The organism is Flavobacterium cutihirudinis (assembly GCF_003385895.1).
In the GTDB taxonomy this organism is placed as follows: Bacteria; Bacteroidota; Bacteroidia; order Flavobacteriales; family Flavobacteriaceae; genus Flavobacterium; species Flavobacterium cutihirudinis.
Map to the genome: position 1 here is coordinate 589,921 of NZ_QRDQ01000008.1, position 21,980 is coordinate 611,900.

Sequence of the window (21,980 nt, forward strand, 5' to 3'; positions counted from 1 at the left end):
TATTTTTTAAGCAAATTCATATCCTGCATAAACCTGTTCAATTTCTTTCATAATAGCGAATAAATCTTCAGGAGCATCAGTTGTAACTAATTTTTGTTTGAATTCTTTGAAAGAATGAATTCCTTTGAAATAGTTGGTATAATGACGACGCATTTCGACAATTCCTAGACGTTCGCCTTTCCAATCCATAGACCATTGCAAATGATTTCTAGCAGCTTCAACACGATCAATTACGGTTGGAGCAGGCAAGTGCTCACCGGTTTTGAAATAATGCTTGATTTCGTTAAAAATCCACGGATAACCAATTGCGGCACGACCAATCATGATGCCGTCAATTCCGTATTCGTTTTTATATTTTAATGCTTTTTCTGGACTGTCGATATCTCCGTTTCCAAAAATAGGCATTGTAATTCTTGGGTTATTTTTTACGCGTGCAATATGTGACCAATCTGAATGACCTTTATACATTTGGGCACGGGTTCTTGCGTGAATTGTCAAAGCTTGAACTCCAATATCCTGAAGTCTTTCAGCAACTTCATCAATATTTATAGAGTTGTCGTCCCAGCCTAAACGTGTTTTTACCGTAACAGGCAAATCAGTTCCTTTGATAACCGCTTTTGTTAAGCGAACCATCAAATCAACATCTTTTAAAACTCCTGCACCGGCACCACGGCAAACTACTTTTTTTACCGGACATCCAAAATTGATATCCACTAAATCTGGTTTTACAGTTGAAACAATTTTAGATGACATTTCCATTGCTTCTTCATCTCCTCCAAAAATCTGGATTCCAACCGGACGTTCATAATCAAAAATATCCAGCTTCATTCTGCTTTTGATTGCATCACGAATTAATCCTTCAGATGAAATAAATTCAGAATACATCATGTCAGCACCGTGCGTTTTGCATAATCTGCGAAACGGCGGATCGCTCACATCTTCCATCGGAGCAAGCAGTAAAGGAAATTCGGGTAATTCTATGTTGCCAATCTTGACCATCTTCATAATTTTTTGCAAAATTACAACTTTTTAGTCGAATTTGTGCAATTCGAGGGACAAAGGCTCAAAGTAACAAAGGTGCAAAAGTTTTTTTATCAGACAATTAGATAAACCTTTGTCCCTCTGAACCTTTGCCACTTTGTGCCTAATACTAAGATCTATAGTCGAAAAACCGAATTGGTTTTCGGCTCATTGGATTAAAAACTAAAGGGTTTAAAGTTTCTTTTGAAGCGAATTCTATTTTTGGAGTTACTCTTAATTTGGCTCTGAAATGATCTTTTATTTCCTGAAGAAATTCTGGAGTTTGATTTTTAACGGCAATTTTAATCAAGATTTCATCGGTGCCTAAATCATTAGTTGAGATTTCGATTAAATGATTTTCGATATTATCAAAACTGCTTAAAACATCGTTCATCGCCGGCGGATAAAGTGTTGTGCCTTTGTATTTTATCATTTGTTTTTTACGACCAACAACGGGACCAACGCGCAATGTATTTCTTCCGCATTCACAAGGTTCATTGTGAAGCTGAACAATATCTCCCGTTTTAAAACGCAGTAAAGGCATTGCTTCAATTCCTAAAGTAGTAAAAGTCAGCTCGCCGGTTTCACCGTTTTTTACAGGAATATTATTTTCGTCGAGAACTTCAACAATAATTAATTCCGGATGATGATGACCGCCTTTTCCATGTTCACATTCTGTAAAAGCTGTACTCATTTCTGTGGAAGCATAAGTCGAAAACAATTTAATATTCCATTTATCTGTGATTTTTTTGGATAGAATATTCATTGAAAAATCCTGTTCTCTCAAAGATTCTCCAATGCAAATTGCACCTTTTATGCTGGAATTATTATAATCGATTCCATGAATTTCGGCATATTCAATTAATTTCAAAAGAAAGGAAGGGACAGTAATTAAGTAACTCGGATTGTATTTTAAAATCGAATCCCACTGCATTTCCGGAATTCCCGCACCAACGCGAATAACGCCAACTTTCAGCTTTCTTAAACCCAAAAAATAAGCCAATCCGGCCATAAATTTTCGGTCAATTGTGGTCATTAACTGAACAACATCGCCTTCAGCAATTCCTGCGCAGGCAAAGGAAATTGCTTCGTTATAAGCCAATCGATCAAGATCAGAATCAGTTAAGCCAAAAGTTACCGGATCACCCAAAGTTCCTGATGTTGAGGCGTAATCGATAATTTTATGTTGCGGAACACATAAAAAATCATCGTTGTATTGTTGTAAATCTTCTTTGGTTGTAACGGGAAGAAATTGTAAATCTTCTAGCGTTTTTACTTTTGAAATATCAATATTTTGTCCTGCAAAAAGGCGTTTATAAAAAGGAGAATTTTCACTGATATAAGCTAAAAGCTCGGTTAATTTTTGTTCCTGAAAAACTTTAATTTCGTCTAAAGAATTTTTTTCTATTGCTGGAATCATTGTAGTTTTCTTTTGAGTTTTTTTAAATATTTTTCAATTTTTGCTTTTTCAGGAGCGGTCGTAATTTCTTTCGTCAGCGCTTTTTCAAAATTTATTTGAGCGGCACGGAATTGTTTTTTTTGATAAAAGTACAACCCTGCTTTGTAATATACAACCCAATAATCTGGGTTTAAAGATTGATACTGCTCAATAAATTCGGGTGAAATGGTTTCTTCTTTTTTAAGATACAAATCCATTTGGTGATTCTCTTCTTTAAATTTTTTAAAGTTCTGAAAAGCTGCTGTTTTTATAAAAGGATCTTTGGCAATATTTAAATTTTCCTGCTCAAATGAAATTGCAGTATTTGTTTTTCTTCCATTAAAAATAGAATCCAGATTATAACACACAAATTCACCCATCTGAAATGGATTCGCCGAAACCCAAACCAATTTTTCTTTCGGTTTAAAAATAATTCCGTGATGTGCTAATAATTGATTCAGTGCTTTTTCGTTGCCTAAACCAAGCGGAATATCCTTTAAACCATTTTTATTTCTAAGAATTTCGGAAGCAATTTCCGGATTTATTTTTTTGTTTTCCGATAAAAGTTCTTCCATTCTTTCGAAACGATATTGCGAATGACTGTCTGCAATTTGAGCTTGATTTCGCTTTTCATTTTTGAAAGCTTCACTCTGAAAATGATTCGAACAAATTAATTGATTGCTGTTAGGAACTTCATAAACGTCTATTTTTTTTGGCGAAACTTCAATTAAAACTGCTTTGTTATCGTTCGCACTTCCAACCATAATGGACTCGGAAACAAAAACAGATCGCTTTTTTGCAATGGCGACTGCTTCGTCAATAGTGGAAGCATGTTGTAAAATTTCTCGGGTCAAAATAGAAATTGGAGTTTTTGCTGTCAACGGAATTTCCGATTTTGCCGCGTTAATCGTAACGGTCAAACCCTGTTGATTCATTCCGGAAACAGCGCCGATCATTCCAGGCCAGGTAACCATCATAAAATTGTTTCCTTGTTCCGGTTTTATAAACGCAATAATTTTATTTTCGGCGAAAGCATCATTCACATAAAAATCGAAATTGCGTCCGAGAATTAAATTCCCGTCTTCCGATTTTTCGCCCCAAGCCGCAAAAGACGAACACCCAACTAAAGCCAAATCCTGCAAAGCGTGCCCAATGTCGTGCGCCGCATGCAAATATAAACCGCGCTGATATTGAGGCGCAATATTGTCAAAATCATGGGAAGTATATTGCGAAATACCAAAAATTTCGGTTTGATATTCGTCAGGAACATTGGCATACAATTTTCGATTGTACCATTTCAAGAATTGACGAAGCATTTTTTGCTCAAATTTCGAAGGAACTAAGTCTTTTATTTTGGAGAAGAAAATAGTTTGCTGTCTTTGCAAAAGTGAATCAGATAATGCGCCGGTGTTGAGACCAATTTCTAGCGGATCACCTTCGGCATATAATTCCCAAAGACCTTGTTTGTTTTTTAAAAGTGAATTGTTTCCTGAAATAAAAATGCTGTCTGAAATTTTAGTAACAACAGGTTTTGTTGCATTATAACTGGAAATGTCAGGTTGATGATTTTTTGATTTTGATGTACCGCAGGAAACTAGAATTCCCAAAAAACCGAGGAAGAAAAGATATGTAATTCGGTTTTTCATAATTCACTTTATTCGGCAGTTTGATTGATTTTATTGATCAAATATTCTTTTCCAACAATTTCTGAGCAGGTTACAACCGCTCCAATTGTTACGCCAAGAACGCCATGCATATTAATACTTTGGCCTGTAAGATATAAATTTTCTAGCTTGGTTTTTGACGGAATCAAGGTTTTTAACGGATTATTGGAATCCTTAACATAACCGTACATATTTCCGTTATCACCGCCAATATAATCGCGGTACGAAAGCGGACTCGAAGTATGAATCGATTTTATACACTCTCTAATTCCAGGAAATTTTATTTCAATTTCATCTAAAAATTTAGCTGTTTTTCTGGCTTTGAATTCTTCATAACTTTCACTGCGGTCATTTTTTTCGACGGTTGTATTAAAAGTATTTGTCCAAGGCAAAACATCATCAAACTTCATGTACGTTATAAACGTCATTCCGTCTGCCCAAATTTCATCTTCTTTAGAAGCATTCATAGAAGCCATATACATTTTTGGCCACGAATTTTCGTCGTATTCATGCGCGGACCAAACTTCACTACTATTTTTGAAATGATAATAATTATGATTGATGTATTTGAAAGTTTCAGGCTTGAAAACCAAATACAAACTAAAAGCCGAAAGTACGCCTTCAAGACTTTGAATTCGGTTAAAAAATGGTTTTCTGAAGTTTGCCTCGCCCGCCATTTTCAAAGTCGTTTTGGGTTCAATATTCGAAATAAAAAACGTTCCTGAAACTTGCGTTCCATCTTTCATTTTTACCGAATTCACTTTGTGGTTTTCGACTTCAAAACGCGTAACTTCCTTGTGTTTATAAAACTCACCGCCATATTTTTTAAGCTGTTTCAAAAGCTGTTTTGTAATTTGGCTTCCGCCATTAATACAGCGCCACGAACTTTGAATGTATGAATTCACAATTAAGGCGTGAACATAAAATGGTGATTTATCTGGAATGCCGGCGTATAAAAAATTGGAACCTGCCAGAACCGCTTTCAGTTTTTCATTTTCTGTAAAAGAATCAATCGTTTCTTTTGCATTTAAAGTCAGAATTTCAGAATCATATTTTCCTTCTGATTCTAAATTATAAAGCGGAAAAGAATCACAAATCGCTTTGAGTTTTTCGCAATAATCGGAAATGTTTTTTTCTTCTTCAGGGAAATATTTTTTTAATTGCTGAACAAAATTTTCATAACCCTGCGCATGCGGATATTCGGTTTTATCATCTTCAAAAGAAATAATATCGAAAGCATTTTCATCTAATTTCTTTAGATTCAGTTTGTCGATAATTCCCAAATATTTAAAATATTGATGCAGATTTTGGCCTTCGTCTAAACCTCCGATATAGTGAATTCCGGTATCAAAAATGGTTTTATCACGAACAAAAGTCTGAAGATTTCCGCCGTATTGATTGTTTTTTTCGAGCACACAAACGCTGTAGCCTTCTTTAGCCAGAATGATGGACGAAACCAATCCGCCCAAGCCACTGCCAACAATTACAACGTCGTAATGTTCTTTCATCTTAGTTTTTCTTTAATACAATCAAATCGTTTTCCTCAAAAACCGACTCAAAACCAAAGTTAATCAAACTGTTTTTCAAACGTGGACAATCCATTAAAATTACGCACGAAGTGAGAAGTATTATTTTCTGAATTTCATTTTCTGAATTTTCATCTGAAATTAAAAGAGCATCAAAATGATTTTCAGACAGTGTTTCTAAATTTTCGAGATAAAATATTTTTCTCTTATTAACGATATAATTGGTTTTGGCCACGTCGCGTTTTTCTTCATCAGAAATATAAGAATGAATTTTTCGCTGTGGTTCCTGCAATGCCAATAAAACGTCTAATTGACCGTAATCATTTGATATGTGCACTATTTTGGCTTTCGCCGAAAGTTGTTTTCCAAGAATAAAATACGTTTCAGGATGCTTTTTAAGATCTTTTTTGACGCTGTTTACAACTTCAATTTCTTTGTAATCGAAACTATGCTGTAACATCTTTTTAAAATAATCTGGACCTTCTAATTCCTGACGAATTTTGCGATATTCTGCCTTAAAGAAAGTACTGATTTGTTTGGTTCTTTCAGTATAATTTTTTCCGAAAGAATGATTTTCAGGCGTAATTCTTTCTAAAATAGTAACAGTCAATTGTCCGTTGTGAATGACAAAATCGCCTTTCGGAATTAACTCTGAAGCGCCATGAATCACAATTGGAAGAATATCTAAATTAAATTGTTCGGCCAGGAAAAAAGCACCTTTATGGAATCGTTTTATAACATTATTTTCTGATCTAGTTCCTTCGGGAAAAACCATTAAAGAATAGCCTTCCTCAACTTTTTTGCGTAGATGTTCGACACCGCCTTCAAGACCTTCAGAAACTGGATAAAAACCAGCTTTTCTCACAACACCACCAAAAATAGGAGAGTTGTAAACCCAGTCGCTTACCAGAAAAATAATTTTTGGACTCAACATTCCCATTGCCAAAATGTCTAGAAACGAAGAATGATTGGCAATAATTACAGCCGGTTTTTCGAAAGTTTCATTAAAATTATTGACTACTTTTTTATGTATAAACGGGTTTGAATACAATACCGATTTCATGAATTTTGAAACCACATATCGAAAACCTTTCATTTTTGTTTTAGCGCTTAAAGGCAAAATCGGCATTAAAGTAAAACTGAAAACAGACATGATAATTCCACCCATTCCGTAATAGAAAAACGAAATGATTCCATGAGCAAAAGTGCGTAAAACAAATGGCGGATTTCCATTTTTTGATCGATTCGAAATAAACAGTTTGAAAAGAATTGGATAGAAAATAAACGTGATAATCAACGCTGCAAAAACCCCAATTAGTGAAACTGAAGAAATTGAAGTCAGCGCTGGATGTTTGGCAAAAATCATCGCGCCAATTCCTAAAATTGTTGTGATTACGGCCAGAATAATTGATGTTCTGTAAACGGCAATTTCATTTTTTCCATTCGTATATTCTTTCTGCAAAGCGCTTGTCATGAAAATACTGAAATCGACACCGTGACCAAAAATTAGCGTGCAGACAATCATGCTGAAAATATTCATTTGAATGCCAAAAATGCCCATAATTCCTGCCGTTACAATTCCGGTTAAAGCAATTGGGATACAGCTTACGATTACCAATTCGATTCTTCGGAAGAAGAAAAATAAAATCAGAATTACAGCAACAAAGGAATAATTGACAAGCGAATTAAAATCGGTTTTCAAAGTGCTGAAAAACGTTTCGTTCATTTGCTGACGATCGATTGCAATCAAATTATTTTTGGTTGAAGCCGATTTTACAAAAGCGTCTCGTTGTTCTGGCGAAACTTTTACTAAAGTTGAAATCGTGTAAAAACCATTTTTTTCAGTCACAAATTCTTTTAACTGCAAAGCCTGAATTTTTAAATATTCATTTGCAGAAATAGGTTTGAAACTAAAATCTAAATGATCAAAAAAGTTGGTATAAGTTGTTGGCTTAAAGCCGATTTTTGAACCTTCAAGAATTAACTGCGATTTTAAAAGTGCTTTTTTATTGGCATCCCAAAACGAATTCCATTTTTCGATTTTCTGTTGTTGTTCCTTTTGCGAAAGCATAATACCACCAACAGAACTGAAATTCAAGATTTTGTTTTGCTGTTTTTCTTTTGATAAATCAGTAAAAAGCTGGCTGTTGTTCTGCAAAACTTCGTCCATACTTTTTCCGTACGATGCAACATAAATTGTTTTTGAAGTCAAACTTGTACTTTCTTCCAGTTGTTTTTCAGCTTCTTTAATTTCCTTTGGAACAAAATTTAATTGCGACAAATCGTTATTGAAACCAACATCGTTGTAAGTAAAACAGCAAATAATAGTGATGATGACGCAAAAACCAATTAAAATTTTATTGTTGTGAAAAGAGAAATGCGCCATTTTATCAATGACATTTTTCTTGTGTTCAGCTGGATTTTCTTTTGGTTTATATAAATGCGGTACAATTAAAAGCGAGAAAATTCCAGTTGCCATCACAATCACGGCCGCGAAAATTCCGAGATCATTCAATGCATCCGATTTTACAAAAAGCAGACATAAAAAAGCAACCGCCGTTGTCGAACTGCTCATGATTACTGGCATTGTAATATCTTTATACAATGTTTTTATATCGCTATTGTGCTTGTAATGTGTAAGAATATGAATGGAATAATCAATGGTAATTCCGAGTAGAATAGATCCGATTCCGAGTGAAATTGCTGAAATCTGTTCTTTTACAAAGTATAAAAACGCAACGGCAAATAAAGCTCCGAAAACCGTTGGAAGAAAAATAATCAGCGGAATTAATATTTTTCGGTAAAATAAAATCAGAATCAACATCAAAGTAATCATCGCAATTGTTGTCGTCAAGACAATATCGCTTTTGATTTGATTCGCATTGGCAACTGCAATTAAAGCCGAACCAAAATAACTGATGGAAGTTTTACCTTTATATTTCTGGTTTAAATTTTCCTGAATCGATTTTAGCTTTTCGGCAAAAAGCGTGTTTTTTTCGGTTTCGCTTGACGGAAGATTTGACGTGATAAAAAGCAATAATTTCTTTTTGTCTTTGGTCATCACAAAACCATTTTCAAGCGTAAAATCGTCGCCAACATTCAATTGCTGTAATTTTTTTAAAGCAATAAACGAAATTCCAAGAGGATCTCGTTGAATAAAATCTCTAGTGATAAATCCGGATGGCGAAATAATCGATTTGTAATTTCCCTGAACCGTCGCTGCAATACTGTCTTTTTGAAGCTTATTTTGAATCGCTTCGTAATCTTTATTCTCGAGAAAAAGAGGCAGATTATTGTAAACAAAATCGATTGTTTCCTGAATGTTTTCTTCGTCAATTTTTCCTTGAATTCCGGTAACATATGGTTTACAGGATTTTGAAACGCTGTCTGAAAACGCAGTTGCCATTTCCTTTAAATCTTCGGCAGAACCGTTTTTTTCGAGTTTGAAAATGACGGTTATTTTATCGGCAAAATTTAATTGTTTTAAGACTTTTGCCGTAACATCGGCTTTGTCATTGGCGGGAATTAATTTGGTTATATCTTCTTCAAATTTAATTTGAGAAGCAAAAAATCCGAAAACCAATAGCACCAAAAACGCCAAAAAAACCGACAGCGATTTTCTTCGATTAACAAATAAATGAATGGCGTAAAAGTATTGATGCATGATTATGATTTAATTTTTTTTGCCACAGATTAACTGATTTACGCAGATTTTTTTTCCGCCACGAATTTCACGAATTTTCACTAATTAAAAATGGAAAAACAATTTAAATTAATGTTTTTTCTTCTACTATTCTAATGATAGTCAATGACAAAGCAATTTCAGAATTTAAATAAATTAATTCGTGAAAATTCGTGAAATTTGTGGCAAACAAAGAGAAAAAAACCCATTTAATCCTTTTAATCTGTGACAAAAATTTATTCGATTTGTTTCTTGCTGAAAGTCGTTAAAAGAAAATAACTTATAAGGCCAACTGATAGCGCCGAAACGGATGCTAAAATAAGACTTCCTACAATATATTGCGTAGCATTTTTCTGAATATCGTCAAGAGTGATTGAACTATCTAAAACTAAAGGAGCATCACTCGATACAAAAATACTTCCAACTTGAAGCGATGCATAAATAATAAACGGAATAAATGGCGGAAAACTCACATTTGAAGTCAAATAAGCAATGACTTTGTTGAGTCTAAAAATAGCGGCAAAAGTGAAAAGCAAAATAGTCTGAAAACCCCAAAAAGGAGAAAATCCAATAAAAATTCCTAAAGCAATTGCGGCCGATTTTTTGAAATTAGAATCCTTGCTTTCTAAAATGTCTTCGAGAAAGAACTTTTTAAAACCTTTTTTTTTTGCTCTTCTAAAAAAATCCCTTGGCTTAATATACAACAATGCATTGGTCACCAAAACCGTATTCAAAATACTGATTCTTGTAAAATCACGAAATGGACGAAAGTGAGAAACACGTTCTGCAGGATCATACAAAACCTGAATCGGAATGTTTTTTACCACAATTCCTTTCCACGCTGCACGCACAATTACTTCAATTTCGAACTCAAATTTATTGGTGTAAAATTTCTTAGGAAGTAGTTGTAATGGATATAATCTAAAACCGGATTGTGTATCTTCTAACTTAATTCCGGTTTCAAATTTGAACCAAAAGTTCGAAAATTTGTTTCCGAAACTGCTTTTCTTCGGCACATTTTCCTGTGTCATATTTCGGCTTCCAATCAAAAGCGCGTTTGGTTCTTTTTGAATTGCTGAAATAAAATTCGGAATGTCAGACGCAAAATGCTGTCCGTCAGAATCGATTGTTATGGCGTACTCAAAATTTTGCTCTAATGCTTTTCTGAAACCATTTCGGAGCGCTCTTCCTTTTCCTAAATTTTTTGGATGATGAATTTGCGTAAGCTGCGAATATTGTTTTAAAATCTCAAAAGTATCATCAGTAGAACCATCGTTGACAATAATAATATTTTGAGTATAATCTAAAATAGAATCTAGCACTTTTTTTAGCGTTTTCTGATTATTGTAAGTTGGTACAATAACACAAAACGAAACGGAATCAAGTAAATCGTGCTGAAGTAAAATAGGTTTCATGAGGAATTATGCTTTAGATTACTTCACAAATTGTTTCTCTTTTTCAGAAAAACTTTTTGATTGTAAAATAAAGTCTTTTATATATTCTTTCAAAACACCGCTTTGGTCAGCATAATGCTCCGTAAGATATTTTTTGTCTTCTTTGATATTCTTTTTATAACCCGTAACTCCAGGGACATTTTCCTGAATGCTCAGTCGGATCATTCGGATTTCGATATTATCTGGTTCACTTTTTATAGTCGATTCAAGCAATTTTGCACCTTCTTTAAAACGGTCAATTTTATCTTTTAATTTTTTCTTGAAATTAGAATCCAATAAAATTGAAGCGGCTTTATAGGCAACTAAAGTTTTATTTGCATCATCAGAAATCGTCGCTAATTTTTCTGAAAATTCTTTGGCATTGCTTTCCGATTTTGTAACATTTGGATACATTTTTCTAATGGACGCCAAATCTGGAGCGCCCACAAAATTGATCCATAAAAGTAATGTCAATAGCAGTTTCATAATTACATTTTTTTGTACACATTGCTTAGTTTCAAAGCAACAGTGTCATTAAAATAAGTGGTGTTTTTTACTTTAACCAAATTGTCTTCGGTTGTTGTAATGTCAAGTTCCAAGCGCAATTCCGGATTAACTTCCGGATTAATTAATGCCATAAATTTTACATTTGCCAAAGTCTGAATCATTAAATTTTCCTGCGTAATTTTCTCTGTAAGTTCTTTAATAATCTGAATCATGCAAACACCTGGCATAATTGGATTTCCAGGAAAATGGCCTTTGAAAACTTCATGTTTTTCATTGACCAAAATCGTAAAAACATATTTCGAATCGCCCGTTTTTTCTTCTGAAAGAACTTTATAAAAGTCTTTTAAAACCATTTTTTATTTTACTTTAAAAGTATAACTAATCCCAAATTGAAAAACCTGATTTAAAATTACGTTGTCGTAATAGTAATCATTATTTCCATTATCGAAATCGTCGTATCCGTAAATATCAATCAAACCTTGTTTGAATCGTGCCTCAAATGTTAATCCGTTTGGTAATGTATAGCCAATCCCGCCTACAAAAGCCAAATCAACATCGATAGGATCAAATCCGTATCGTCCAAAATTATCATCTACTTTCAAATCAAGTGATGGTCCTGCCAAAACATGAAATCCTTGTCCATGAAAATAAAATTTAGCCACTGCGCCAGCTGTAACATAGTTTAAATCGTATTTTGTTTTTTCTGGTGGTAATCCATTATAAAAAATCATTCCTTCAGAACCTTGTCTTGAATACGTTAATTCTGGTTGCAAAGTGAATAATTTATTGAATTTAATATCAACTAAACCTCCAATGTAATAATCAGATTTCATGTTATTATTATCAATATTGGTTAAACGCGCAAGGTTTAAACCGCCTCTAATTCCTGGATTAACTTTTACTTGTGCTTGTGATGAAACAAGGCCAATAAATAAAACAAATGCAATTAAGGTTATTTTTTTCATAGTTGGTTTGGTTTGTGTTTTTATTCTGATTTAAAGTAGTTTAACGCTATTTTTAGTTTAATATTTTGATGTAAAATGACGACTTTTTCAGCAAATTTATCGTTTTCTAAAGTAAAAGTAATTGTTATTTTTTCTTTTGTTTTAGAAGAACGAACTACTTTTTCTAATTTTTGATCTTTTTTGGAGAAGAAAAGATAATTGTCGCGCTTTCCGTCTTCCGATTTATAAATGACACTTTCTCCATTTTCGAATTGTTCCTGAATCAAATATTTGTTTTTAAGAAGCAGACGAAAATCTTCTTCCAAAGTATTGATCAGAATTTTTCGGTCTAATTCAGATACAATCGAATTGACTTTAAAAGTCTTTTCAGAAATTTCGAAATCCAGTAATTTGTTACCAAATTCAGTTGTAAAAACTACACGATGCGTTGTGTCGTTTACTTTCTTGGCAATAAAAATTCCAGACAATTCATGACCGTAAACCGTGATATTGGTTTTATAAACATAATCGGTTTTTGAGTCGGCGAAATAGGGAACTTCAACAGCTGTTTTGTCTAATTTTTTAGGCGTATAATTTTTTGTGACCGAGCCACAGGAAACTAAAACAATTGCCAGAAAACAATTAATTAGTAAAAACTGAATCGTCGATTTTTGCATTGATCACTTTATTTTTAAGTACAATTCGGGTATAATCTTCAGATGATTCTAACAATTTTACCTGAACAACTGTTGCTTCTTCTTTATCGAAAGTCAGTTCGATTTGTTTAATGTATTTTTTCAGCGTCGCATCTTTCGGAATAAATTTCGCCAAATTTTGACCTTTCAATTTAAAATACGAAATAGTAAATTCTTTGTCGTCAAACATGTTTCCGCTTACGCTTCCAATAATCAATTTGTTGATTCTTGCAAAGATTTTACTGTTGCCAATATCAACCGCGCTTTTCTTTCCTTCGTCGTTAATCAGGATTTTTCCGTTCTTGAAAACAATGCTGTAATTGTATGGTTTTTTGTATTGCCAAGACAATAAAGCAGGTTCTTTAAAAACCATTTTTCCCGAAGTTTCAATGTCTTTTGACAGAAAATCCAAATGTTTGTATTGCACAAAATCAGTACTTAAAGTTTTGATTTTTTTAGAAACCACATTTACATCTTGTTTGAAAGTTGCAATTTCGGCATCAGTCATTTTTTGTTCTTGGGCAAAAATAGAAATGCTGAAAATATTTAGGAAAAGGAAAATATATAATTTAGTCTTCATAAGCTTTAAGATTCAAAAGTTCCTCTACAGAAACTACTTCATATTGATTTTGCTGTAAAAATTGCAAAAACTGTTCCAATACCAAAACAGAGTGCGGAGCAGTATCGTGCAAAAGTACAATTCCGCCGGGAGAAACTCGTTTTTTAATTCGGCTTAAAATCAAATCTTGATTTTTTGTTCCTCCGTCAAGCGAACGAATATTCCAGCCAATAACTTTGTGCCCGGTAACTTTTAAAGCTCTTCGAATTGATGGCGTTGTAACTCCGTAAGGTGGACGAAAAAAGTTGATTTTTTTTAAAGTAAATTTCTCCAGAAGTGCATCTGTATTATGAAGTTCCTCGGTTATTTTTTTGGCATTATAAAAATCAAAAAATTTAGAATGTGAGTAAGAATGATTTCCAACCAAATGACCTTCAGCGATAACTTGTTTTAAAATTTCAGGATGCTTTTCAATATTTTTTCCAATGCAGAAGAAAGTCGCTTTGGCATTATATTTTTTCAGAAGTTCTAAAACTTCCAAAGTAAATTCACTCGGACCATCATCAAAAGTTAAGGCGATTTTTTTCTCCGTTTCTAATGGATTATTGCAGAAGGCTTTTACATGATAATTCGAAGAAATTCGGGCAGAACCAAAAGCATTTATTCCAATCCAAATCAAAACAATCAAAACAAACAGCCAAAAATTAATTGCTGTATAAAGATTCAAAAGAAACAATAAAAGCAATAAAAAGATAAAAAAAACAGATATGTTTTTATGCGTTATCATTTTGAAAGCAACGTAAAACTATGATTTTTTCCGTTAGATTGATTGTACAATAAAATAGTTTTATAAACCGATTTTGAAACCGAATTTACTCTTACAATTTCCGGAATTTCCTGAGTTTTTAAGATTTTTGAAGCCATCCAAAAAGCAAAAGCCGAAGCTGTGTCGTATGCACCGCTCAAGTGTTTGTAATAGAGTTGAGGCATTTCTGCGAAAGCATTTTCGGAAAGATTCTTATAATAAGAATCAGAATCAAAGTTTCCATCAAAACCTAAAATAACAGCGTCAAGATCTGAGATTTGTAAATTGTTGGTTTTTAAAAATGAAATTAAAGCAGATTCGATTTCATTTTCTTCCAATGTATTTACGATTTCAACATCGAGAATTTCGGCATAAGTATTGGCTTTTCGTTCATTTTCCAAAACAAAAAAACTCGCGCCTTCACCATAAATTACTCCTGTTGAATTTGCATTTAAAACTTCCGAAGGAAGATCAGTTTCTTTTTTAATTCTTCCGGCCAATTTAAAAAGTGATAAAGTATATTCACCATTTTCATCAACACCGCCAACTAAAATTGAATTGGCTTCGTCTTCTTCGATCTGCATTTTAGCATCCAAAAGCGCCGACTCAAAAGAAACCGCGCCATTTACATACGTAAAATTATAACCTTTACATTGTAAAGAAAGTGCGATTTGTGCACCAACTGTATTATGCGTCGATTGAATAAATGAAGTTGGCGTTAAAAATTCTTCATTATTATCCAGAATATTTTTCAGGAATTTTTCAGAATCTTCGATACAGCCCAAACCGGTTCCGGTAATGATCGCGTCAACATTTTCGACATTCGCATCTTTCATGGCTAGGGAAGAAGCTACGATTCCGTTTTTCACGCCTTTTGCCATTCTTCTGATCATGGCAGGCGAAATGTAATCTTTGTAAACCGGAGGAACAATCGACAAAACATTTTCAGAATTGTTGACAACAGCTTCTTCTAAAAAAACAGTATCAAATGTTTTTTGAGTCGAAATACAGCCTACTCCATTTATATATGTTTTTTTTGTCATTAGCTTTTAGAAAATATAAGGGTGGAACAATTTCCGCCAAAACCAAAAGAATTGGATAAAACGTGTTCGATGTTTTTATTTTTTAAAGTGGTTTGAGGTTTCAACTCAAACTCTTCCATTTGATTTTCAAAATTCAAATTGGGATAAACCACATTATTTTGAATTGCCAAAACGGAATAAACCGCTTCAATTGCCGCCGCCGCCGCTAAAGTGTGACCCGTAAACGGTTTTGTAGAACTGAAATCCGGAACTTTTTCATTTTCATAAATTCGAAGTAAAGCTCTTCCTTCAGATAAATCGTTGTTTGGAGTTGCGGTTCCGTGAACGTTGATATAATCAATTTCAGAAGGTTTTATTCCTGAAACTTCAAAGGCTTTTTTCATAGCCAAATAAGCGCCGTCGCCGTTTTCTGAAGAAGCAGTTTGGTGAAAAGCATCATTCGCATTTCCGTAACCTGAAACTCTTGCCAAGACTTTTTTGTTTTGTTTGGCAACAATTTCATCCGATTCTAAAACCAAAAAAGCGGCCGCTTCACCAAGATTTAATCCTTTTCGGTTATTGTCAAAAGGTTTGTTATAATCGTCAGATAAAATCATTAAAGTCTTGAATCCGTTGATGGTGAATTTTGCCAAAGCATCCGTTCCGCCTACAATAACACGATCCAATTTTCCGGTTTTAATCAGTCGCGCACCCAACATAATTGAGTTTGCTGCCGAGGAACAAGCCGTACTAATTGTAGTAACCATTCCTTTTAAACCAAGTTCCGAAGCAATTTTTTCAGCTACATCGCCACCGTCATGACAAGTGATATATTTTACAAGATCTGGATTTTCGAAATAATCATAATAATGTCTTTCAGTCATGTCCATACCACCAACGCTTGTAGCCGAAATAAGTCCAGTTCTGAATTCGTTGATTGAGGTAATTCCGGCATTTTCAACCGCCTGTTTTGCTGCCAAAGCACCAATCATCGCCGTTCTCGAAAAATTATTATTTTCTGAAAGCTGTAATTCGGTAATCAATTCTTCATTGGTTTTTTTAATTTCACCAACTTTAATGACATCGGCATGAACCGTCGGAATATTTTCAATTCTGGAAATACCGATTTTATTTTCGATCAAGGAAATATAATTTTCTTCGACTGAATTTCCAATCGAAGAAATAATTCCCATTCCCGTTATTGCGACACCTTTTTTCATTTAGACTTCTTAGATTTTTAGACATTAGACTTCTTAGATTTTTTGAGTTTTATTCTTGTCTAAGCAAGTCTAAAAATCTAAGAAGTCTAAGCAAGTCTATTTAGTTCTGTTGGCGCTGATGTACGCCGCCATAGTTTCGATTGACTGGAAAATTGATTTTCCTTCTTTTGGGTCAACCAATTTAATTCCGTAATCTTTATCAAGAATCACGATTAATTCAAGTGCATCAATCGAGTCTAAACCTAAACCGTCTCCAAACAAAGGATCGTTGTCAGCAATGTCTTCAACAGCGATATCTTCTAAGTTTAAAGTCGTTATAATTTTATTTTTTAATTCTTCTTTTAATGCTTCCATGATTATTTATTGTATAATGTATTGATATTTTCGTCTCTATATTTCTCGATTTCTTCTTTGCCAATGACGCAGAGAAAAGCTTTGTAATCTTCGTTAAAATATTCCACCCAGCCACAAAGAACCTTATCTGCTTTATCAGAATTCAATAAAATATTCGAATAATTCGACATAAATTCGGCGTTGAAAGCATCAAATATAAAGAAAGAATTCTCACTTTTTAGCTGATGACGGATACTTATTTCGCCCAAACAAATATTTGGCAACGTATAAACAAAAACCGCCGGACTCGGATAATAGTTTTCTTTATCAGAAATCGATTCCTGATATTTTACATCGGTATCTAAACTCGACGATTTATTGGCTAAAACCAAAGCGATATTATTTTCTTCTTCAGAAGAAACAATCGGGCTCAAAAGCAACTCCGATCCTAAAAAAGCCAGTTTGCTCAAAGCATCCATTTTGAAAAACTTCGGATATTGGATTTCAAAATTTCGTAATGCTTGTTTAGAGAAATCAGCGAAATCCGTCGGTTCAATTTTGAATACAGAAGTTCCGTTCAAAACAATTTCGTTGTTTTGGATGATGATGTAGGATTGTATGTAGGTTTTATTTTGAGTCATTGTTTTAGTTTAAACACAAATTTCACGAATTAACACGGATTATTTTCGGCATTAAAATACACTAATTGATTCGCTTTATAATTCCTGTCGTGAATGTTCTATCTAACAAATTACTTTTATAAACATAACTTCCATCATCAAGAATGTCGATTATTTCCACATATATCTTTTCACCAATTAGATAAGAAGAATCTTTATCGCTCACTTCTAAAAACGTTAAAACATAATTTGTATCATTGATCCAGTCAATTTTGTATTTTGAGAAATGATCATGGCTTTTTTCTGTTTGATAATTATGATCTCTTTCAATTGTTAGATTTGGAAAAGAGCCATCATTATATTTAAAGGTCCCATTTTTAAATTCTTTGCACATCGAAATTTTTGAATCTTCAATTTTTTTATTTTTATATTTTGGATTTACAAATCTAAAAGTATAATCATAACAATTATTTCTTAATTTACTATCTGGATAATATTCAATACTTTTTCTATATTCAACTACTTGATTTATATTAGCTTGATTTTTATAAGTTGTCTGTTCTGGCAAAATAGTAACAGAACTTGTTTTCCCATAATTATCTATACAAAAGTTAACTGTTAATAATTCAATATTATTTACATCATCTGCGAAAAATTCTTGCTGTATTTGAGCATTTGAACCTAAACAAAATAGAAAAAACACAAAAGCTAATATCTTCATTTATTTATAACTTTAGAATAATTGATTTTTTAAAATCTGTTTTTTACTTAACTTTCTCAAAAACAACAGCCGTATTACAACCTCCAAATCCAGAAGCTGTTTTCAAAAAATATTCAATATTTGCCTCTTCATTTTTCTCAATAACATTTACAACTTCACTAACTCCAATTTCATCAAAACCTTTCGATTCAAAAAGCATATTTCGATTTGCTGATTCAATCGCAATTACCGTTTCTAACAATCCCGAAGCGCCTAAAGTATGACCGTAAAATCCTTTCAAACTATTTATAGGAACATTTTGTAAATCTAAACGACTAAACGCAATTGCTTCCATTTCGTCGTTGAATGGCGTTGCGGTTCCGTGAGCTGAAATATAATCTAATTTGTTGGCTTCAATTTTTGCTTCTTTCAAGGCATTCTGAATACTTCTGAACAAACCTTCGCCTGTTCTTGAAGGCCCGGAAATATGATTTGCATCGTTAATCGAACTATCTCCAATTACTTTTATTTTTGAATTTTTGGCTTCCGCCGAAACTAAAACAGCAGAAGTTGCTTCGCCCAAACTTACTCCGGTTCTGTTTTTAGAATAGGGTTTACAAGGCAATTCACTCATCGCCTGAAAAGCATTAAAACCAGACAAAACAAATTCTGAAACTTCATCGCCAGCGGCAACAAAAACATTATCATAAAGTTCCGACTGGATCATTCTTTTGGCAACAGAAACAGCTAAAATTCCAGAAACGCAGGCATTTGAAACGACAATGGGCTGTGTTGTAAATCTGAAGAAATTGGCAACATTTTTTGCTAAAACATCTAAATGTGCATTATTAAAATTTTCTTCAGAATTTTCTCTTAAAGCCGTCACATTTCCTTTAGTCGTCGAAAGTATAAAAGCAGTTTTTGAATTCAATTCAACTCCCGAATTTTTGATAATCGGCGCTAAAGCTAAAATCATCATTTTCTCTAAACGAGAATATTTAGTTTCAGAACTGATTTTTGAAAAAGTTCTATTTATTTTTTCATCAGAAATAATTGAAGCATAAAATGAATTTGGCATCAAAGAAATATCACTATGAAGCTGAATTCCCGAATCGCCACGCAAAATCGCTTCGATGTTCGATTCAACATCAAAACCTAAAGGCGTGATACAATTCGTTTCGTTGATGTATATTTCTTTTGACATTTTATGGTTCCCGATTTCTCCTGCAAGGTTTCCAAAACCTTGTAGGTTTAAATTTTTAAGTTTTATGATACCTACAAGGTTTTGGAAACCTTGCAGGAAATGCGTTCGGATTATTTTATTTTTAATTGGTGCTAATTTGTGAAATTCGTGTTTTATTTCAACAACCCAACTTTCCTTTTCCATTCCTCATAAAAAGGAGGATTTGTCAGCATTAAATTTCCTTCTTTATCTAAAAAAACTTGAGTTGTTTCACCAGTGCAAGCAACTTCGCCTTGAGCGTCAATAATCTTAAAACGGTAAATAATTTTCGCGGCCGGAGTATCGACAACCGTGGTTTCGATTGTTACAATATCGCCGTAGCGCAAAGACAATTTATGTTCGCATTTTGATTTTACAATTGGAGTCGTGTAACCCGTTTTTGCAATGTCCAAATACGTAAGTCCGTGTTGGCGTCCAAAGGCTTCGCGACCGTCTTCAAAATAGGTAATATAATGGCCGTGCCAAACAATTCCAAGCGGATCAGTTTCGTTAAAACGAATTCTGATTTCGTGCGAAACGGTTAAGTCTGAGGCTTCGTTATACTGTTCTTTTCTTTTTGTCATAAAATAAGGCAATGGAAGTTGTGATTATAAAGAACAAAAATAACAAACTTATTTTTGGAATGATTTCGACGAAAGAAACGTTGCGCAATAGAACATCATAAAAGGCTTCTAATCCCCAATTCATTGGTGATGATTTGGCAATAATCTGCATGATTTTTGGCATGGCGAAAACCGGAACCCAAATTCCGCCAATTGCGGCTAGAATGATTACACTCGTCGCACCAAACGGCGCTGATTGTTCCTGAGTGCTAGCAACGGTTCCCAATAAAATTCCGAAACCGATGGCGCCAAAACCTGAAAATAAAGCGACAACGCTCATTAAAAATAAATGTCCTTCAACATTTAAAGGAGGCAAACCAATGTGCGGAAACAAGAAAATCGCTACGGCAACCATCATATAAAACTGAATCATACAAATGATAGAATATGTGACGGTTTTGCCGATAATCACTACTAAATTCGAAACTGGATTGGTCAATAAACGCACAAAAGTTCCTTGTGATTTTTCTTTTACAATATTAATTGAAAGCGGAATCACAATAAAAAATATAGCAAAAAGTGTCCAGGCCGGAACGTTATGCTGAACTGAGTTTGGCAATACTTCTTTGTTGTTTATTCTTGGAATAATCTCTTTGAAAGTAATAAAACTCTTTTGATCGAATTCGGTGTTTTCTTCCCCAAATTGATTCTGGAAAGCGGTATAAATAGATTTGGTTTCGATTTGAGAAATCATTTTGTCAATCGAACTCATCACCGAATTCTTGAAACTCAGCTGAACTGCCGGATCAAAATATAATTTTACTTCTTTTTGCGTAATAACTTTTGGTTTTTCCGGCTTTGCAACGCTATCTGTAAAACCCATTTTGCTCACAATGTTTTCGACATTCTGATCGACTTTGGCTTGTAAATCGGCGCTTAAGTTTTTTGGGATTATGATCGCCAATTGAAATTTTCCTTTGTAGACATTTTCTCGGGCTACTTCTTCGGTAATTGTTTTATTGTCGAGTTGTGTTACAACGCTGAATAAATTATTCTTTTGAAGATTATCAAAAACGGTTTTTGAAACTGAACCTTTATCATTGTCAACCAATAAAATCTGAATTTTATTATCGCTTACGGTTTTAAAAGTGCTGTCCTGAATGATGGTAACCGTAATCACCAAAACCAACGGCATGATAAATAAAATAATCAATCCGCCTAAATCTCTTTTCAATAAAAGAAATTCTTTTACTATCGACATCCAAATTTTATATATCATCTCGCAAGTCTTTACCGGTTAATGAAATAAAAACATCTTCGAGATTTCTGGCATTTTCAGTCTTTTCAATTAAGGTTTCTGGCGTTCCTTTCGCATAAATTTTGCCTCGGTCTAAAATGGCAATATTCGTGCAGAAATCTTCGGCTTCAGCCAAATGATGTGAGGTATAAATAATCGTAGTTCCGTTTTGATTTAATATTTTCAGATAATCTAAAATCGCATTTTTTGATTGAACATCAACGCCAACAGTTGGTTCATCCAAAAACAAAACTTTCGGATTGTGCAGAATTCCAGCAATCAAATTCACACGGCGTTTCATTCCGCCCGAAAAAGTATGAATTTGTTTATCGGCAAATTTCAGCAATCCCAAAAGATCTAAAGTTTCGATTACTTTATCTTTTAAATCTGAACCTTTCAAACCGTACATACTTCCAAAATAATGCAGATTTTCTCTCGCGGTCAAAGTCGGATACAAAGCATATTCTTGCGGAACAACGCCAATGATTTTTTTGATTTTCGAAGAATGATGGTGATATTCTAAATCATCAATTGAAAAATGTCCCGAAGTGGGTTTTATCAATCCGCAGAGCATAGAAATCAAGGTTGTTTTTCCGGCGCCATTTGGACCTAATAATCCAAAAATTTGTCCTTCATTTATTTCCAATGAAACATCGTTCAAAGAAAACTGATCGGCATCTTTGTACTTTTTCGAAAGGGATTCTATTTTTATAATGGAATTCAAAATATA

General features: G+C 33.6%; 21 protein-coding genes. All 21 read right to left on the bottom strand.

The features are described 5' to 3' along the window. Positions 1-6: 6 nt before the first annotated feature. Positions 7-999 carry a tRNA dihydrouridine synthase DusB gene (gene dusB / locus BD847_RS08320; RefSeq protein ID WP_115887827.1) on the bottom strand — a complete coding sequence of 331 codons (993 nt, stop codon included), beginning with the start codon at positions 997-999 and terminating at the stop codon, positions 7-9. Positions 1,000-1,150: 151 nt separating this feature from the next. Continuing rightward, positions 1,151-2,440: a phenylacetate--CoA ligase family protein gene (locus BD847_RS08325; RefSeq protein WP_115887828.1), complete on the bottom strand. Its 1,290-nt coding sequence runs from the start codon at positions 2,438-2,440 to the stop codon at positions 1,151-1,153. Beyond that, positions 2,437-4,104 carry a C45 family autoproteolytic acyltransferase/hydolase gene (locus BD847_RS08330; protein WP_115887829.1) on the bottom strand — a complete coding sequence of 556 codons (1,668 nt, stop codon included), beginning with the start codon at positions 4,102-4,104 and terminating at the stop codon, positions 2,437-2,439. The genes BD847_RS08325 and BD847_RS08330 overlap by 4 nt, the downstream gene beginning before the upstream one ends. An 8-nt stretch (positions 4,105-4,112) precedes the next feature. Beyond that, positions 4,113-5,630 carry a phytoene desaturase family protein gene (locus BD847_RS08335; protein ID WP_115887830.1) on the bottom strand — a complete coding sequence of 506 codons (1,518 nt, stop codon included), beginning with the start codon at positions 5,628-5,630 and terminating at the stop codon, positions 4,113-4,115. Between the two features lies 1 nt (position 5,631). Next, positions 5,632-9,312 (bottom strand): 1-acyl-sn-glycerol-3-phosphate acyltransferase, encoded by a 3,681-nt coding sequence (locus tag BD847_RS08340; protein WP_115887831.1) that lies wholly within the window; start codon positions 9,310-9,312, stop codon positions 5,632-5,634. 254 nt (positions 9,313-9,566) lie between these two features. After that, the gene (locus tag BD847_RS08345) at positions 9,567-10,745 is read right to left on the bottom strand and encodes a DUF2062 domain-containing protein (protein WP_115887832.1); all 1,179 of its coding nucleotides are present in this window, start codon (positions 10,743-10,745) and stop codon (positions 9,567-9,569) included. Between the two features lie 18 nt (positions 10,746-10,763). Continuing rightward, entirely contained in the window at positions 10,764-11,249 is a 486-nt protein-coding gene (locus tag BD847_RS08350) for a hypothetical protein (RefSeq protein WP_115887833.1), read from the bottom strand. A 2-nt stretch (positions 11,250-11,251) separates the two neighbouring features. After that, positions 11,252-11,623 (bottom strand): hotdog family protein, encoded by a 372-nt coding sequence (locus tag BD847_RS08355; RefSeq protein ID WP_115887834.1) that lies wholly within the window; start codon positions 11,621-11,623, stop codon positions 11,252-11,254. Between the two features lie 3 nt (positions 11,624-11,626). Further along, positions 11,627-12,235: a porin family protein gene (locus BD847_RS08360; protein ID WP_115887835.1), complete on the bottom strand. Its 609-nt coding sequence runs from the start codon at positions 12,233-12,235 to the stop codon at positions 11,627-11,629. Between the two features lie 20 nt (positions 12,236-12,255). Then, entirely contained in the window at positions 12,256-12,891 is a 636-nt protein-coding gene (locus tag BD847_RS08365) for a hypothetical protein (RefSeq protein WP_115887836.1), read from the bottom strand. Further along, a complete protein-coding gene (locus BD847_RS08370) occupies positions 12,857-13,489 on the bottom strand; it encodes an outer membrane lipoprotein carrier protein LolA (protein ID WP_115887837.1) in 633 nt (210 codons plus the stop codon). Before BD847_RS08370 ends, BD847_RS08365 begins: the two co-directional genes overlap by 35 nt. Beyond that, on the bottom strand, positions 13,479-14,255 hold the full coding sequence (locus BD847_RS08375) for a polysaccharide deacetylase family protein (RefSeq protein ID WP_115887838.1): 777 nt from the start codon (positions 14,253-14,255) through the stop codon (positions 13,479-13,481). The genes BD847_RS08370 and BD847_RS08375 overlap by 11 nt, the downstream gene beginning before the upstream one ends. Next, positions 14,252-15,316 (bottom strand): beta-ketoacyl synthase N-terminal-like domain-containing protein, encoded by a 1,065-nt coding sequence (locus tag BD847_RS08380; protein ID WP_115887839.1) that lies wholly within the window; start codon positions 15,314-15,316, stop codon positions 14,252-14,254. The genes BD847_RS08375 and BD847_RS08380 overlap by 4 nt, the downstream gene beginning before the upstream one ends. After that, entirely contained in the window at positions 15,316-16,515 is a 1,200-nt protein-coding gene (locus BD847_RS08385) for a beta-ketoacyl-[acyl-carrier-protein] synthase family protein (protein ID WP_115887840.1), read from the bottom strand. The genes BD847_RS08380 and BD847_RS08385 overlap by 1 nt, the downstream gene beginning before the upstream one ends. Positions 16,516-16,611: 96 nt before the next feature. Then, complete coding sequence (locus BD847_RS08390; RefSeq protein ID WP_111378796.1) at positions 16,612-16,869, bottom strand: phosphopantetheine-binding protein; 258 nt, start codon at positions 16,867-16,869, stop codon at positions 16,612-16,614. A gap of 2 nt (positions 16,870-16,871) precedes the next feature. Then, the gene (locus BD847_RS08395) at positions 16,872-17,489 is read right to left on the bottom strand and encodes a 3-oxoacyl-ACP synthase (RefSeq protein WP_115887841.1); all 618 of its coding nucleotides are present in this window, start codon (positions 17,487-17,489) and stop codon (positions 16,872-16,874) included. A 61-nt stretch (positions 17,490-17,550) separates the two neighbouring features. Continuing rightward, a complete protein-coding gene (locus BD847_RS08400; RefSeq protein WP_115887842.1) occupies positions 17,551-18,189 on the bottom strand; it encodes a hypothetical protein in 639 nt (212 codons plus the stop codon). 43 nt (positions 18,190-18,232) lie between these two features. Beyond that, a complete protein-coding gene (locus BD847_RS08405) occupies positions 18,233-19,372 on the bottom strand; it encodes a beta-ketoacyl-[acyl-carrier-protein] synthase family protein (protein ID WP_115888342.1) in 1,140 nt (379 codons plus the stop codon). 152 nt (positions 19,373-19,524) lie between these two features. After that, a complete protein-coding gene (locus BD847_RS08410; protein ID WP_115887843.1) occupies positions 19,525-19,974 on the bottom strand; it encodes an acyl-CoA thioesterase in 450 nt (149 codons plus the stop codon). Next, positions 19,949-21,232 carry an ABC transporter permease gene (locus BD847_RS08415; RefSeq protein ID WP_167443841.1) on the bottom strand — a complete coding sequence of 428 codons (1,284 nt, stop codon included), beginning with the start codon at positions 21,230-21,232 and terminating at the stop codon, positions 19,949-19,951. The genes BD847_RS08410 and BD847_RS08415 overlap by 26 nt, the downstream gene beginning before the upstream one ends. Continuing rightward, the gene (locus tag BD847_RS08420) at positions 21,222-21,974 is read right to left on the bottom strand and encodes an ABC transporter ATP-binding protein (RefSeq protein WP_115887844.1); all 753 of its coding nucleotides are present in this window, start codon (positions 21,972-21,974) and stop codon (positions 21,222-21,224) included. Before BD847_RS08420 ends, BD847_RS08415 begins: the two co-directional genes overlap by 11 nt. Between the last annotated feature and the right edge of the window lie 6 nt (positions 21,975-21,980).